The sequence below is a fragment of the Kitasatospora herbaricolor genome, from assembly GCF_030813695.1.
Classification (GTDB): Bacteria; Actinomycetota; Actinomycetes; order Streptomycetales; family Streptomycetaceae; genus Kitasatospora; species Kitasatospora herbaricolor.
Genome location: NZ_JAUSVA010000002.1, coordinates 6,292,863 through 6,308,027, shown reverse-complemented (window position 1 = coordinate 6,308,027; position 15,165 = coordinate 6,292,863). Strand labels below are relative to the sequence as shown.

Genomic DNA, 15,165 nt, shown 5'->3' with positions numbered 1-15,165 from the left:
ACCCCGCCCACTGTCACCCGGTTTGTCCGACTCCCTTGTCCCCTGCGGCATTTGGCCTGCCCGCCCGGCCTGCCACCACCGGCCGCAGACGGAGCGCCAGCAGCATCGCGAGCACCATCAGCCCGCCCGCCGAGAGGAACACCACATCGGCGGCGTGCACGAAGGACCCGACCGCCTGCTCGTGCCGCGTACCGGTGAGCGTGGCCACCGCGCCCAGCGGGGTGCCGGGTTCGGCGCTCCCGAAGACCCGGGCCAGCACCGTGCCGAAGAGCGCGGCGCCCAGCGCCCCGCCCAGCGTCTGGAAGAACCGGACACCGGTGGTGGCCACCCCCAGCTGGTGCGCCGGGGCGGCCCTCTGCACCACCCCGACGAGCTGGCCCACCAACTGACCGAAGCCCACGCCCAGCAAGGCGAGCTCGGCCCGCACGGCCCACAGTGCGGTGTCCGGCCCGCTCAGGCCGAGCAGCAGCAGCGCCAGGGCGGAGCAGCCGGCGCCGGCCACCAGGAAGGTGCGCGGCGACCAGCCGCGCCGGGAGAGCCGGTTGACCAGGAGGCCGACGGCAGTCATCCCGGCCGCCATCGGGATCAGGAAGAGGCTGGCCGAGGTGGCCGCCACGCCCCGGGCGACCTGCAGGTACAGCATCACGTACACGACGGAGCCCATCAGGCCCATCCCCACCAGGCCCTGCACCGCGAAGCCGGTCCGCAGGGCGGGGATCCGGAACAGCGACAGCGGCAGCAGCGGCTCCGCCGCGGTGGCCTGGCGCCGCAGGAAGAGCCCGAGCGCCGCCAGCGTGCCGGCGCCGAGCGCGAGGATCGGCGCGGAGGTCCAGCCGTAGTCCTTGCCGCCCCATTCGGTCACCAGCAGCAGTCCGGTCGCGAAGGCCGCGGCGAGGGTGGCCCCGAGGAGGTCGAGGCGGCCGCGGCCGGCCCGGTGCGGCAGCTTGAGCGCGAACGCGGCCCCGGCCAGGACGAACAGCCCCACCGGCAGGTTGACGTAGAAGATCCAGCGCCAGCTGAGGTGGTCGGCGAGCAGCGCCCCGATCAGCGGCCCGACGGCCATGCCCGCGCCGCCGACGATCCCGCCGATGCTGCCCCCGCCGCCCTCGTCGCCGGGTCCGCGCAGCTGGGCCATCACCACCATGGTGACGCTCATCAGCCCACCGCCGCCGATGCCCTGGACCGCCCGGAAGGCGATCAGCTGCTCCATCGACCCGGCCGCTCCGCAGAGCGCCGAGCCGGCCAGGAAGGTGGCCACCGCACCGAGGAAGACCCGCTTGGCGCCGTAGAGGTCGCAGAGCTTGCCGTGGAGTGGGAGCAGGGCGGTCGCCGCCAGGGCGAACGCGCTGACCAGCCAGGGCAGTCGGTCGACGCCGTGGACGGGGTCGAGGTCGCGGACGATCGGCACGGTGGCCGCCGACACGATGTTCATGTCGAGGACCGCCAGCAGGATCGTGACCAGGCAGATGAGCTTGGCGAGCCCGCGCCGGACGGCGGTCGGCGCGGGCTCGGACGGGGCCGCGCCGGGTGCGGGTGCGGCGACGGCTGGGGCGGCGGCCGCGCCCGGTGCGGGTGCGGCGGGTGTCGGTGGTACGGCGGCAGGCATGGGACTTCCCCCGGTGCGATGGACGGGTGGTGGCTGGTGGCCGCCGGGCTCGGTGGTCCGGCGGCAGCGCCACCATGACAGATATTTTTGTAGTCGGTCAATTCTTCTACTCGATAAATCTTTGATCCTGGTACAGTGAGGCCATGCCGAAGACACCTGCCGCCACCCATCCGCCGGAGGAGCTGGGCCTGCGCGAGCGCAAGAAGTTGCAGACCGGCCGCAAGCTCTGGACCGTCGCGATCGGCCTCTTCGTGGAGCGCGGCTTCGACCAGGTGTCCGTCGCGGAGATCGCGGCCGCCGCCGAGGTCTCCAAGATGACCGTCTTCAACTACTTCCCGACCAAGGAGGACCTGGTCCTGCTGCCGATGGAGAAGCACACCGGGGAGGTCGCCGAGACGGTGCGCGACCGCCCGGCCGGCTGCTCCGCGGTGGCCGCCGTCCGCGACCAGTACCTGGCCGCCCTGGACGCGCAGGACCCGGCCTCCGGCCTCTGCGACCAGCAGGCGGTGCTCGACGTGCTGCGGCTGATCCGCGACACGCCGGCGCTGGCCCTGCGGGCCCGGGCCGCCTCCGTCCGCGCCGAGGAGCTGCTGGCGGCCGAGCTCCGCACCGCGAGCGGCGACGGGGACGACCTCACCGCCCGGCTCGCGGCCGCCCAACTGCTGGCCACCCGCCGGACCCTGGTGATGGCGAACCAGCGCCGGATGATCGCGGGCGAACCGGCCGGGAGCGTCCTGCCCGAGGCCCGGGCGAACGCCCTGCGCGCCTTCGCGCTGGTCGAGCACGGCCTGGGTGACTACTGCGGCGGCTGACCACCGCACCCCGCGCCGGGGGCGGGCCGGCCGCCGGCCCGGCCGCGGGCGGGCCCTCCCGCCCGGCCCGGCCCGCCGCCCTGCGAGAGTGTCCGGTGCACGCAGGCCCACTCCCCCGGAGGTACCCATGACCGGATCGCCGCTGCTCCAGGGGCGCACCGCCTTCCCCACCGGCGTCGACGGCCTGCGGGCGTACACCGGCCCGGACGGCGTGGCGGTGCTGGTGCTCGACCGCCCGCACAAGCGCAACGCCCTGACCCTGGCGATCTGGCAGGAGCTGCCCAAGACCCTCGCGCTGATCGCCGCACAGCCCGGCGTACGCGCGCTGCTGGTCACCGGCGCCGGCGGCACCTTCAGTGCGGGCGCCGACATCGCCGAACTCTCCGAGGTGTACGGCGACGCCCGGCGCGCCGACGCCTACCACGAGGAGAACGTGGCCGCAGAGGAGGCGCTCGCGGCCTTCCCGCACCCGACCCTGGCGGTGGTGCACGGGGCCTGCGTCGGCGGCGGCTGCCAGCTGGCGGTCGCCTGCGACCTGCGATTCGGCGCCCGGGACGCCCGGCTCGGGATCACCCCGGCCAAGCTCGGCGTGGTCTACCCGGCCGTCCCGACCCTCCGGCTGGCCCGGCTGGTGGGGCCGGCCCGGGCCAAGTACCTGCTGTTCTCCGGCGAGTTGGTGCCGGCCGCCCGGGCGGCCGAGTTCGGCCTGCTGGACGAGGTCGTCCCCGGCGACGAACTGGACGCCCGCGCGCTGGAGTTCGCCGTCCTGCTGGGCAAGCGCTCGCCGCAGACCATCGGCGCCGTGAAGGCGGCCCTGGCCGGCCCGCCGGAGGAGGCCGCCGCAGCGATCGAGCCGTGGGCACGCCGCTCCCGCGAGGCCCCCGACGTACGGGAGGGGCTGGCCGCCTTCCTGGAGCGCCGCGAGCCGCGCTTCTGACCGGCCCCGGGAGGACGTGGGGCGAGCGCGCGCGAAGCCGTGCGTCGTCCAACGAGCCGCCGTGAAAAGGGACCTGAGCGGCGAGTCGCCGGGGATAAGATCATCGGACATCCGCCCGTACGCCCTCTGGAGAACCCGATGACCGAGACCACCTGGGCCCGGCGGGTCACCGACGGCGTGGAGCCGAAGAACGTCATCATCGCGGTGCTCCCGCTGGTCGGCGTGCTGCGCTACGGCTGGACCGGCCTCGGCTGGGCGCTGTTCGCGGCGCTGTTCGCCGCCGTGATCCCCACCTGGTTCATCCGGCGCGGCATGCGCAAGGGACGGTGGGAGGACCGGCACGTAGGCCGCCGCCGGCGCCGACTGGTGGTGATCCCGTTCATCATGCTGTCGGTGCTCACCAGCTTCGCCGTGATGCTCTGGACCGGCGCGCCCGGCGACATGACAGCGATGGTGCTGGCGATGTTCGCCGCCCTGGTGCCGATCATGGTGATCACCGTCTGGTGGAAGGTCTCCATCCACACGGCCGTGGCGAGCGGCGCCGTGGTCTGCCTGGCGATCGCGCTGGGCCCCTGGTGGCTGCTGCTCTACCCGCTGGTCGTGGTGATCGGGTGGTCCCGGGTGGTGCTCCGGGACCACACCAGGGCGCAGACCGTGGTCGGCGCCCTGGTCGGCGCCCTGAGTGCCGGCCTGACCTTCTGGGCCGCCCGCTGACCGGGCGCCGGCCCGCCCGGCCCCGCCCGGCCCACCAGCCCCCTGCGTACCTGCCCTGCCCTGCGCACCGGCCCCGCCCGGCCCACCTGCCCTGCCCGGTCTACCGGATGGGCATCCCGGAGATGGTCCGGGCGATGACCAGCCGCTGTATCTCGCTCGTCCCCTCGAAGATCGAGTAGATGGCGCTGTCCCGGTGCATCCGCTCCACCGGGTACTCCCGGGTGAAGCCGTTCCCGCCGAGGATCTGCATCGCCTGCGCGGTCACCCACTTCGCCGTCTCACCCGCGTACAGCTTGGACATCGAACCCTCGGCCGAGGTGAACGGCTGCTGGTTGGCCGCCATCCAGGAGGCCCGCCAGACCAGCAGCCGGGAGGCGTCGATCCGGGTCTTCATGTCGGCCAGGGTGAAGGCGACGCCCTGGTTGTCGATGATCGGCCGCCCGAACTGGACCCTCGTGCGGGCGTAGTCGAGGGCCACCTCGTAGGCGGCCCTCGCGATGCCGATGGCCTGCGCGCCGACCGCCGGCCGGGAGGCCTCGAAGGTGGCCATCGCGGCGTTCTTCCCCGAACCGCCCTTGCCGGACGCGCCCTTGGTGTCACCGTTCGCCGCGGCGGCGGCCCGCTCACGGGCCCGGGCCAGCCGCTCGTCCAGCTTCTCCTTGCCGCCCAGCAGGCAGTGGCCGGGCACCCGGACGCCGTCCAGCACGACCTCCGCGGTGTGCGAGGCGCGGATGCCGTGCTTCTTGAACTTCTGGCCCTGCGAGAGGCCCGCGGTGCCGGGCGGGACGACGAAGGAGGCCTGGCCGCGGGCGCCGAGCGCCGGGTCCACGGTGGCGACCACCACGTGCACGGCGGCGATCCCGCCGTTGGTGGCCCAGGTCTTGGTGCCGTTCAGCACCCACTCGTCCTTGGCCTCGTCGTAGACGGCGCGGGTGCGCAGCGCCGAGACGTCGGAGCCGGCGTCCGGCTCGGAGGAGCAGAAGGCGGCGACCTTCACGTCGTCGGGGGTGCCGAACATCTGCGGCGCCCAGGTGCCGATCTGCTCCTCGGTCCCGTTGGCGAGGACGGCGACGGCGGCCAGCGTGGTGCCGACGATCGACAGGCCGATGCCGGCGTCGCCCCAGAAGAGCTCCTCCATGGCGATCGGGATGCCGACGCCGGAGGGGTCGAAGTACTGCTGGGCGTAGAAGTCCAGGGAGTAGATGCCGAGTTTGGCCGCCTCCTGGATGACCGGCCAGGGGGTCTCCTCGCGTTCGTCCCACTCGGCCGCCGCGGGGCGGATCACGTCGGCGGCGAAGCCGTGCAGCCAGTCGCGGACGGCGATCTGGTCGGGGCCCGGGTCCAGCGAGAAGGTGCTCATGGTGCCTCCGGTCGAAGGGGTCTGGCGGACGGCGGGCCGCCGCGTGGGGAGGTGTCGCGAGGAGGGGGTGTCGCTCAGGTGTTACCGCCGGTAACATCGCTGGGAGTCTGCTACTGATACGTAGGAAATGTCAACGCCCGGAACGCACCGCCGAGGCCGCACCCGGCCCCGGCGGCCCCGCGGCCGCACCCGCAATGCCAGCCCGCCCGTACCCCGGCGCCACCACCGGCGCCCAGCCCAGCGCCGCCCGACCGGGCGTCAGCACCCGAGCCAGGAGCCGCCCGTGCCGCCCGCCGACCCCGCCGACTCCGGCGAGCCCCGCAGGGAACAACTGCTCAACGCCGCCGACCGGGTCATCCAGCGGGAGGGCCCGGGCGCCAGCATGAACGCCATCGCCGCCGAGGCCGGCATCACCAAGCCGATCCTCTACCGGCACTTCGGCGACCGCACCGGCCTCATCCGGGCCCTCACCGAACGGCACACCGGCGGACTGCTCGCCGCCGTCCGGGCCGCGCTGAACGAGCCGCTGGAGCGGCGCGACCGGGTCGAGCACGTCCTGGACACCTACCTGGCCGGCATCGAGTCGCGCCCCCAGGTCTACCGGCTGCTGACCCACCCGGAGGCCGGCGACCCGACCGGCGCCGGCAACGCCCTGGCGCCCGCGCTCAAGCAGATCGCCGACGAGATCACCAACGCGGTGGCCGTCCAGGTCGACCTGGGACCGGAGGCACCGCTGCTCGCCGAGGCCTGGGGCCGGGGCATCACCGGTATGGTGCTGGCCGCCGGGGACTGGTGGCTGGAGACCAAGCCCTGCCCACGCGCCCGGATGGTGCAGGCCCTGGCCGACCTGCTCTGGGGCCGGCTCGCCGCCGCCGCGGAGCTGCCCTCCGCCACCCCGCCGGCGCCGGCCGCGGCGGCGCCGGCCGACTGAACTCTTGTGCGGTGCATGTCAGTCAGGCATCATCGGGCCCCACCCGAAACCGCCGCCGGCCCAGCGAGGTAGCCCCATGCGCCTGCTCCGTACCGCCGCCGCACTCCTGCTCGCCACCGCCACCGCCCTGGCCGGCTCCCCGGCCGGGGCGGCCGAATCCCGCCACCACCAGGCCGAGTTCCCCACGGGCACCAGCACCTCGCCGGACGGCCGCACCGCCCTCACCGACGCCCGGGGGCGCGAACTGCGGCTGCGCGGCTTCAACCTCGACAAGTACGCCGAGACCACCGAGGCCGACGTCCGCTCGGTGGCCGCCCACGGCTTCACCCTGCTGCGGGTGGCGGTCTCCTGGACCAGGCTGGAGCCCGGGCCGGGCCGGTACGACCGGGCCGAGCTGGACCGCCTGCACCGGCTCCTCGACTGGGCCGACCGGTACGGGCTGCTGGCCCTGATCGACTTCCACCAGGACGTCTACGGGCCCAGGTTCGGCGGCGGGGACCGCGGCATCCCGCTCTGGGCCACCCGGGACGACGGCCTGCCCTTCGTCCCGGACCCGGACGACTGGTTCGCCGGGTACTTCCAGCCCGCCGTCCAGGCCGCCTTCCGCCACCTCTACGACGACCCCGATCTGCGCCGCGCCCAGAGCGACTTCTACACCCGGATCGCCCGCGAACTGCGCGGCCACCGCTCGCTGCTGGGCTACGACCTGTTCAACGAGCCGTTCGGTCCGATCCCCGGCGACCCGACCGATCCGGCCGACCAGGTGGCCGGCTCCGCCGCACTCGAACGCGGCCGGCTGGCCGACATGTACCGCCGGCTGATCCGGGCCGTCCGCACCGCGGACGACCGCGCCTGGCTGTTCGTCGAACCCACCGTCCTGGTGGGCCAGGGCGTCCCCACCCGGCTGCCCGGCTTCGCCGACCCCCGCTCCGGCCCGCCGCGCCTCGGCTACGCCCCGCACTTCTACGACACCGCCGTCGAGTCCGGCGCGGACTGGGACCCGGCCGGCGGCTTCGTCGAGGCGTACGTCGCCGCCGTGACCGCCTACCCGGCCGCCCACCGACTGCCGGTGCTGATCGGCGAATGGGGGCCACCGGACTCCCGCCGGCCGGGCAACGCCGAACTGGTCCGCCGGCAGGTCGCCGCGATGGAGACGATCTCCTCCGGCTGGACGATGTGGTACTGGTGCAAGGGCGCCGGCGGCTACTGCGTGCTCGGCCCGGACGGCCGGCCCGCCCCCGGCGACGAGCCGGCCTTCGCGCCCTGGCCGACCGCGCTCGACGGGCATCAGCTCAGCTCGGACTGGACCGCCGCCACCGCCACCTACCGACTGGGCTGGGCCACCGGCCGCGGCGCCGGCCCGACCGAACTGACCCTGCCCGCCGAGGCGTACCCGGCCGGCGCCCGGGTCACCGTGGACGGCACGCCCGCCGCCCTGGTGGACGTCGAGCAGCCCCGGGCGGGCCGGGCCGGCAGCGTGCGGATCCGGCTGCCGCAGGCCCGGCCCGGGACGCCCGTCACGGTCACCGTGACCCCGCGCTGAAGCCCTCGCCCGGCCGTGGCCGGCGCCCGGTCGGTACCGGGGCCGGACCGCGGCCGGGGCCTCAGGCCAGTCCGCGCCGGGCCAGCAGCGGCCCGGTCCGCGGGTCCCGCCCGACCACCGCGCGGAAGCACTCCAGCGCGTCCACGCTGCCGCCGCGGGACAGGAGTTCGGCGCGGAACACCTCGCCGCTCTCCCGGACGGTGCGGCCGTTGGTCCGGAACCACTCGACGGTCTCCGCGTCCAGCACCTCGGACCAGATGTAGGCGTAGTAGCCGGCGCTGTAGCCGCTCGCGAAGATGTGGTTGAAGTAGGTGCTGCGGTAGCGCGGCGGGATCGCCGCCACCGCCAGGCCGGCCTCGGCCAGCGCCCGCGCCTCGAACTCCTGGGCGTCCGCGATCTCCAGGCCGACCGGTACGGTGTGCCAGGCCCAGTCGAGCAGCGCGGCCGCCAGGTACTCGACCGTCCGGAAGCCCTGGCCGAAGCCCTCGGCGGCGGTCATCCGCTCCACCAGGTCGGCGGGCAGCGGCTCGCCCGTCACGTGGTGCTTGGCGTAGTTCGCCAGGACGGCCGGCCAGGTCATCCACATCTCGTTGACCTGCGAGGGGAACTCCACGAAGTCCCGGGGGACTTCGGTGCCGGAGAAGAGCGGGAAGCGGACCGCCGAGAAGAGCCCGTGCAGCGCGTGCCCGAACTCGTGGAACAGGGTCCGCACCTCGTCCCAGGTCAGCAGGACCGGCTCGCCCGGGGCCGGGCGGGCGATGTTGAGGTTGTTCAGCACCACCGGCCGCTTGTCCAGCAGCGTGGACTGCGAGACGAGTTCGTCCATCCAGGCACCCCCGCGCTTGGACGCCCGGGCGTGGAAGTCGCCGATGAAGAGGCCCAGCGAGCCGCCGTCCTCCTCGAACACCTCGAAGACCCGCGCGTCGGGGTGGTAGCCGACCAGGTCCGGCCGCTCGGTGAAGGTCAGGCCGTAGGCCAGGTTCGCGGCGAAGAAGACGCCGTCGTGCAGCACCCGCTCCAGCTCGAAGTACGGGCGCAGCACCGCCGCGTCCACCTGGTACGAGGACCGGCGCACCCGCTCCGAGTAGAACGCCCAGTCGTGCGCGGCGATCTCCTCGATCCCGTCGGCCGCTGCCAGCTTGGCCAGCTCGGCGGCCTCCCGCCCGGCGTTGGCCACCGCCGGCGGCACCAGCCGGGCCAGCAGGGCGTCGACGGCCTCGACGGTGCCCGCCGTCTCGTCCTCGACCACGTACGCCGCGTGGCTCGGGTGGCCCAGCAGGGCGGCCCGCTCGGCCCGCAGGCCGGCCATCCGGATCGCCAGCGGGCCGTTGGTCGCGACGGCCCGGCCGAGCGAGGCCGCCAGCAGCCGCTCGCGCACCGAGCGGTCGGTGAGCTGGGCCAGTTCGGACTGGTTGGAGAAGTTCTTCAGGCTGAGTACGTACCGGCCGTCGTGGCCGAGCGCCCGGCCGTTCTCGGCGGCGGCAGCGACGGCGTCCGCGGAGAGGCCGTCGAGCTGCTCGGCGCTGTCCAGGACCAGCGCCCGGGCCCGGGTGTCGGCTGCCACGTTCTGCTGGAACGCGGTGGCGGCGGAGGCCAGTTCGGAGTTCAGTTCGCGCAGCCTGGCCTGCTCGGCCGCGCCGAGGCGGGCGCCGGCCCGGACGAACCGGGTGTGGTGACGCTCCAGCAGCCGCAGCGACTGGGCGTCCAGGCCCAGGCTGTCGCGGCGCTCGTGGAGGGCCTCGATCCGGGCGAAGAGGGCGGCGTCCAGGTGGATCGCGTCCTGGTGGGCCGCCAGCCGGGGGCTGATCTCGGCGTCCACGGCGTCCACCAGGTCGTTGGTGTCCGCGGAGCTCTGGTTGAGAAACACCGCGCTCACCCGGCGCAGCAGCGCGCCGGAACGCTCCAGCGCGACCAGCGTGTTGTCGAAGGTCGGCGCCTGCGGGTCGGCCGTGATCGCCGCGATCTCGGCGAGCTGGTCGGCCATGCCGCGCTCGAAGGCGGGCAGGTAGTGCTCTTCCCGGATCGCGGTGAAGGGCGGCAGTTCGTAGACCAGGGTGCTGGGCTCGAAGAAGGGATTGTCGCTCATTTCGCCGACCCTACGCGGTGGCATTCGCGCTGCCTACGGTCGGCCGGCGGACGGCTCGTCGGGGCCGGTCCGGCGGAGGCGGAAGCCCGGCCCCCGAGGCCCGCCGGCCGTCACCGCCGCACCCCGACGCGTCGTCGGCGACGGCTCCCCGCCGTCGCCGCCGACTACGATGCCTGGCATCGGAAGTGCAGGACAGCGGGGGTGCGCGGGCTTGAGCGGCCGGCGCGCGGGCGGGTGCCGGGGCCCGGCGGGCGGGCGCCGGCAGCCGGGCCGCCGGGCCGGGAACCGCCGGTCCCGCTACCCGCCACCCCCACGCCCCTGTTCAGTTCACCGCACGCCCGCCACGCGCCGCCCGCCACGAGGCGGACGGCACCCCCGAAGGAGACCCCGCAGTGCCCTGGAAGTCCCGTCTCACCTGGACCGGCCATACCGCCGGGAACGCCACCACCGTCCACGAGGGCCGCACCTGGCACCTGTCGAAGCACCTCAGCCCGCCGGACGAGCAGGGCCGCTACAGCCCCTACCAGCGCTGGTACCTGCACGCCGGCGACGGCCACGGCGAGCCCCTCGCCGACCCCACCGGCGGCGCCCTGGGCCGCAACCGGGTCAACGCCCAGCACCTCGCCGAGCTGATCGTCACCGGCTGGGAGGACTCCCGCATGACGCGTCCGTCCGACGGCGTCCAGCTGTGGCGGCGGACCGCCGCCGGCGACGACACGCTCGTCCCGCTGGACGAGCTCCTCGCCGGCAAGCACCGCTGACCGGCCGCCGCCCCACCACGACGCGGGGCCCGCACCCCGGTGCGGGCCCCGCGTGGCGCGTACGCCGCCAGGCGGCGGCCGGCGCCGGGAAGCTCCGTCCGGCCAGGTCCCGAATCCCTTCGCGGCCGCCGGCGCCCGGCCCCGCCACGCCCGCCCCCGGGCGACTCCTCCCCCGCACTGTCGGACCTCACCGCTACCGTCGAACACACCACCCGAACACCCGAGAGAAGACCGCGTGCCACCCCGGATCGCCCTGGCCCCCGACCCGCACGGCCCCGGCGGCCGCCTCCAGCCGCTGGACGACGCCGGCACCCCCCTGGGCGCCCCCGTGCACGTGACCGACCTCGCCGCCGCCGTCGCCGAGCACGAAGCGGCCTCGCACCCGCGCTGGGTCTGGGCCACCGCCGACAGCGCCTACACCCCGCTGCTGCCCGAACTGCCCGGCCGGCTGTCCCGCTGCCACGACCTGCGCCTGGTCGAGGCCCTGCTGCTGTCGCACGAAGGCCGCTACGGCCAACCGCGCTCGCTCGGCGCCGCCTGGGCCCGGCTCCAGCGGCTGCCCGTGCCGGCCGACCTGCCCGACTCCGCCGGCCCCGACGACCAGGACAGCCTGTTCGCCCCCGACCGCCTCCAGCTGCCGCCCGCCACCGACCCGCTGGCCGCCGTGGTCGCCGTCCACGCCGACCAGCAGCGCCGGATCCAGGCCGTCACCGACCCGGCTCCCCCCGGCGGCCGGCCGGCCGACACCGCCGGCGCCCGGGCCCGCTTCCGCCTGCTGGTCGCCGCCGAGTCGGCCGGGGCGCTGGCCGCCGCCGAGATGGCGCACGACGGGCTGCCCTGGCGCTCCGACATCCACGACCGGCTGCTGACCGACCTGCTCGGCCCCCGCCCGCAGATCCCCGGCACCCAGCCCAAGCGGCTCGCCGACCTCGCCACCGAACTCCAGCAGGCCCTCGGCGGCCGCCCGTTCAACCCGGACTCGCACACCCAGGTGCTGCGCGCCTTCGCCGACCAGGGCGTGCACCTCGGCTCCACCCGGTCCTGGGAGCTGCGCGGGATCGACCACCCGGCGGCCGCCCTGCTCATCCGCTACAAGGAACTGTCCCGGATCCACGCCGCGCACGGCTGGGCCTGGCAGGACGCCTGGGCCCGCGGCGGCCGCTTCCGCCCCGAGTACGTGGTCGGCGGCGTCGTGTCGGGCCGCTGGGCCAGCCGGGGCGGCGGCGCGCTGCAGATCCCGCGGATCCTGCGCGGCGCGGTGGTCGCCGACCCGGGCTGGCTGCTGGTCGTCGCGGACGCCGCCCAGCTGGAGCCCCGGGTGCTGGCCGCACTGTCCCAGGACGCCGGGATGGCCCGTGCCGCCGCCGAGGGCGACCTGTACGCCGCGCTCGCGGCCACCGCCTTCCAGGGCGACCGGGACAAGGCCAAGCTCGGCCTCCTCGGCGCGATGTACGGGCAGACCAGCGGTGACATCGGCCCGCTGCTCGCCACCTTGCGACGCCGCTTCCCCACCGCGATGGGCTACGTGGAGGCGGCCGCCCGGACGGGCGAGGACGGGGGCGTGGTCAGCTCCCGGCTGGGCCGGGTCTGCCCGCCGCCCTCCGCCGACTGGCAGGACGCCGCCGAGGACGCGGACGGCACCGCCGACGCCGGGGCCCGCTCGGCCCGGGCCCGGGGCCGGTTCACCCGCAACTTCGTCATCCAGGCGAGCGCCGCGGACTGGGCGCTGGCCCTGCTGGCGGCGCTGCGCCGCCGGCTTGCCGGGCTGGCGGCGACCCCCGGGGACCGGCCCCACCTGGTGTTCTTCCAGCACGACGAGGTGGTGGTGCACACCCCCGCGGACCTCGCCGACCAGGTGGCCGCCGCCGTCACCGAGGCGGCGGAGGAGGCCCGGGCCCTGGTGTTCGGCGACACCCCGGTGCGGTTCCCGCTCACCACGGCCGTGGTCGACTGCTACGCCGACGCGAAGTAGCCACCGCCGGCGGGGCGGGCGCGCCGACGTTCGGCCGACGTTCGGCCGACCGGGCGGCGCCTCCGGTCAGAACTTCCGGAAGCCGCGGGCGTCCTGGGCCGCCGTGACCACCTCGGCCAGCGCCGCCCCCGCGGAGGCGGTCACCACGGCGGCCACCGCGCCCTCCACGAACGGCGCGTCCACCAGCACCACGTCCGGCGCCGGGTGGTCCGCCAGCGCGGTGGCGGCGGTCAGCACCGAACTGCCCAGGTCGGGCAGCACGACGACGCCGGCGCCGCGGCCGGCCTCCGCGACGGCCCGCACCACCAGGTCGTAGCTGGTGCCGAGCGAGCCCTCCTCGGTGCCCGCCGCGAGCACCACCGGGACGCTGCCCGAGCCGAGTTCACTCAGCAGCTCACGCAGCCCGGCGGCCATGGCCGGGCTGTGCGAGACGAGGACGACACCTACGGGTCCGGTCATGTCCCGAGCCTAGGCCCGCGCACCGGATCCTGCCGGGGCCGCCGCGCGGGGAGCGGGTCGGCGGGGCCGCCCCTGCGCCACCGGCCGCCCGCCGGCGGCGAGTTCGACCGGACCTGCCGCAATCCCGGCCATCCGCGCCGCTCTCGCGTAGCGTCGGCCGCAGGAGCATCCGTGGCCCGAGGGAGTGCGTCGTGAAGAAGCTGATCAACACCCCGGAGAGCGTCCTGGAGGACGCGCTGGCCGGGGTGGCCGCCGCGCATCCGGAGTTGGCGGTGGACGTCCCGAACCGGGTGATCACCCGGGCGGTCCGCCCGGCCGCGCCGAAGGTCGCGCTCGTCTCCGGCGGCGGGTCCGGGCACGAGCCGCTGCACGGCGGTTTCGTCGGTCCGGGGATGCTCGACGCGGCCTGCCCCGGCGAGGTGTTCACCTCACCCGTGCCGGACCAGGTGCTGACCGCCGCGCGGGCCGTGGACAGCGGCGCGGGCGTGCTGCTGGTGGTGAAGAACTACACCGGCGACGTGATGAACTTCCGGCTGGCCGCCGAACTGGCCGCCGAGGAGGGCATCGAGGTCCGCACCGTCCTGGTGGACGACGACGTGGCGGTGGAGGACTCGACCTGGACGGCCGGGCGCCGGGGCACCGGTGCCACCGTCCTGGTGGAGAAGATCGCCGGCGCGCTGGCCGAGCGCGGCGCACCGCTGGCGGAGGTCGCCGCCGTCGGGGAGAAGGTCAACGCGGCCTCCCGCTCCTTCGCGGTGGCGCTCACCGCCGCGACCGTCCCCGCTGCGGGCAAGCCGGGCTTCGAACTGCCCGAGGACGAGATCGAGGTGGGCGTCGGCATCCACGGCGAACCGGGCCGGCGCCGGGAGAAGCTCCGCCCGGCCCGCGAACTGGCCGCGGAGGTGGTCGACACCGTCCTCGCCGACCACGACCTGACGGCCGGCGACCAGGTCATCGCGCTGGTGAACGGCCTCGGCGGCACCCCGCTGCTGGAGCTGTACATCGTCTTCGGCGAGGTCGCCGCCCTGCTGGCCGAGCGCGGGGTGACCATCGCCCGCAGCCTGGTCGGCAACTTCGTCACCAGTCTCGACATGGCGGGCTTCTCGCTCACCCTGACCAAGGCCGACGCCGGACTGCTGGAGCTCTGGGACGCCCCGGTGGCGACCCCGGCCCTGCACCGGTCCTGACGGGGGCGCGCGATGGACCACAACGCCGGCCCCGGCAGCCCCGACCCCGGCACCGCAGGTCGCGGCACACCGGAGGACCCCGCCCTGGACGCCCCGCTGGCCGAGGCCTGGATCCGCGCCCTGGCGGCCGCCGTGGACGCCCACGAGCGTGAGCTGACCGACCTGGACTCCGCGATCGGCGACGGCGACCACGGCAGCAACCTGCACCGCGGCTTCACCGCCGTGCTCGCCGTCCTGGACTCCCCGGACACCCCGGGGCCGGCCGACGCCGGCGCCGTCCTCGGGCGGACCGGCCGCACCCTGATCTCCAAGGTGGGCGGCGCCTCCGGCCCGCTGTACGGCAGCGCCTTCCGGGCGATGGGCGCGGCCCTGCCGCCGTCCCCCGCCACGCCCGCGGAGTTCGCCGGGGCGCTGGCGGCCGGGCTGGCGGCGGTGCGGCAGCTCGGCGGCGCCGGGCCCGGCGACAAGACCCTCGTCGACGCGTACGCCCCGGCGCTGGCCGCCTTCGAGCAGGCGGTCGCCGGCGGCGCCGGCCTGGCCCGCGCCGCCGAAGCGGCGGCCGAGGCGGCGGAGGAGGGCATGCGCGCCACCACCCCGCTGCAGGCCCGCAAGGGCCGGGCCTCCTACCTCGGCCCCCGCAGCATCGGCCACCAGGACCCGGGCGCCACCTCCACCGCGCTGCTCTTCCGGACGCTCGCCGACGTCACCGGATGACGCCCGCGCCGCCGCCCCGGCACGGGCCGCCCGGAGCGGGCAGCGCCGGACCGGGCGATGCCGCTCCGGGCGGCCGCGGCCCC

The 15,165-nt window shown here is 75.6% G+C and carries 13 protein-coding genes; 9 read left to right on the top strand and 4 right to left on the bottom strand.

The annotated features are described in order from the left end of the window. Window positions 1-13: 13 nt before the first annotated feature. Window positions 14-1,606, bottom strand: coding sequence for an MFS transporter (locus J2S46_RS27740; protein WP_191292465.1), 1,593 nt, complete (start codon window positions 1,604-1,606; stop codon window positions 14-16). 143 nt (window positions 1,607-1,749) lie between these two features. On the opposite strand from J2S46_RS27740, the gene J2S46_RS27735 reads away from it, so the two are divergent. The 3 genes from J2S46_RS27735 to J2S46_RS27725 all read left to right on the top strand — a co-directional run bounded on the left by J2S46_RS27735 (window position 1,750) and on the right by J2S46_RS27725 (window position 4,069). Beyond that, entirely contained in the window at window positions 1,750-2,418 is a 669-nt protein-coding gene (locus J2S46_RS27735; protein WP_191292464.1) for a TetR family transcriptional regulator, read from the top strand. A gap of 127 nt (window positions 2,419-2,545) precedes the next feature. Beyond that, window positions 2,546-3,355 carry an enoyl-CoA hydratase/isomerase family protein gene (locus tag J2S46_RS27730; protein WP_191292463.1) on the top strand — a complete coding sequence of 270 codons (810 nt, stop codon included), beginning with the start codon at window positions 2,546-2,548 and terminating at the stop codon, window positions 3,353-3,355. A 138-nt stretch (window positions 3,356-3,493) separates the two neighbouring features. Beyond that, complete coding sequence (locus tag J2S46_RS27725) at window positions 3,494-4,069, top strand: phosphatase PAP2 family protein (RefSeq protein ID WP_191292462.1); 576 nt, start codon at window positions 3,494-3,496, stop codon at window positions 4,067-4,069. A 100-nt stretch (window positions 4,070-4,169) separates the two neighbouring features. On the opposite strand, the gene J2S46_RS27720 is transcribed toward J2S46_RS27725, so the two are convergent. Then, on the bottom strand, window positions 4,170-5,429 hold the full coding sequence (locus J2S46_RS27720; protein WP_191292461.1) for an acyl-CoA dehydrogenase family protein: 1,260 nt from the start codon (window positions 5,427-5,429) through the stop codon (window positions 4,170-4,172). A gap of 283 nt (window positions 5,430-5,712) precedes the next feature. On the opposite strand from J2S46_RS27720, the gene J2S46_RS27715 reads away from it, so the two are divergent. Next, a complete protein-coding gene (locus tag J2S46_RS27715; RefSeq protein ID WP_191292460.1) occupies window positions 5,713-6,360 on the top strand; it encodes a TetR/AcrR family transcriptional regulator in 648 nt (215 codons plus the stop codon). 76 nt (window positions 6,361-6,436) lie between these two features. Then, entirely contained in the window at window positions 6,437-7,903 is a 1,467-nt protein-coding gene (locus J2S46_RS27710; RefSeq protein ID WP_191292459.1) for a cellulase family glycosylhydrolase, read from the top strand. A gap of 61 nt (window positions 7,904-7,964) precedes the next feature. On the opposite strand, the gene J2S46_RS27705 is transcribed toward J2S46_RS27710, so the two are convergent. Then, window positions 7,965-9,989 carry a M3 family metallopeptidase gene (locus J2S46_RS27705; RefSeq protein WP_191292458.1) on the bottom strand — a complete coding sequence of 675 codons (2,025 nt, stop codon included), beginning with the start codon at window positions 9,987-9,989 and terminating at the stop codon, window positions 7,965-7,967. Between the two features lie 392 nt (window positions 9,990-10,381). Between J2S46_RS27705 and J2S46_RS27700 the strand changes: the two genes are divergently transcribed. Both J2S46_RS27700 and J2S46_RS27695 read left to right on the top strand, forming a co-directional pair. Further along, window positions 10,382-10,750 (top strand): hypothetical protein, encoded by a 369-nt coding sequence (locus J2S46_RS27700; protein ID WP_191292457.1) that lies wholly within the window; start codon window positions 10,382-10,384, stop codon window positions 10,748-10,750. A 235-nt stretch (window positions 10,751-10,985) separates the two neighbouring features. After that, window positions 10,986-12,722: a bifunctional 3'-5' exonuclease/DNA polymerase gene (locus tag J2S46_RS27695; protein ID WP_229913101.1), complete on the top strand. Its 1,737-nt coding sequence runs from the start codon at window positions 10,986-10,988 to the stop codon at window positions 12,720-12,722. 66 nt (window positions 12,723-12,788) lie between these two features. On the opposite strand, the gene dhaM is transcribed toward J2S46_RS27695, so the two are convergent. Next, window positions 12,789-13,181, bottom strand: coding sequence for a dihydroxyacetone kinase phosphoryl donor subunit DhaM (dhaM, locus tag J2S46_RS27690; protein ID WP_191292456.1), 393 nt, complete (start codon window positions 13,179-13,181; stop codon window positions 12,789-12,791). 191 nt (window positions 13,182-13,372) lie between these two features. On the opposite strand from dhaM, the gene dhaK reads away from it, so the two are divergent. Both dhaK and dhaL read left to right on the top strand, forming a co-directional pair. Next, complete coding sequence (gene dhaK, locus J2S46_RS27685) at window positions 13,373-14,368, top strand: dihydroxyacetone kinase subunit DhaK (RefSeq protein ID WP_191292455.1); 996 nt, start codon at window positions 13,373-13,375, stop codon at window positions 14,366-14,368. Window positions 14,369-14,380: 12 nt separating this feature from the next. Continuing rightward, a complete protein-coding gene (dhaL, locus tag J2S46_RS27680; protein WP_191292454.1) occupies window positions 14,381-15,082 on the top strand; it encodes a dihydroxyacetone kinase subunit DhaL in 702 nt (233 codons plus the stop codon). Window positions 15,083-15,165: the final 83 nt, after the last annotated feature.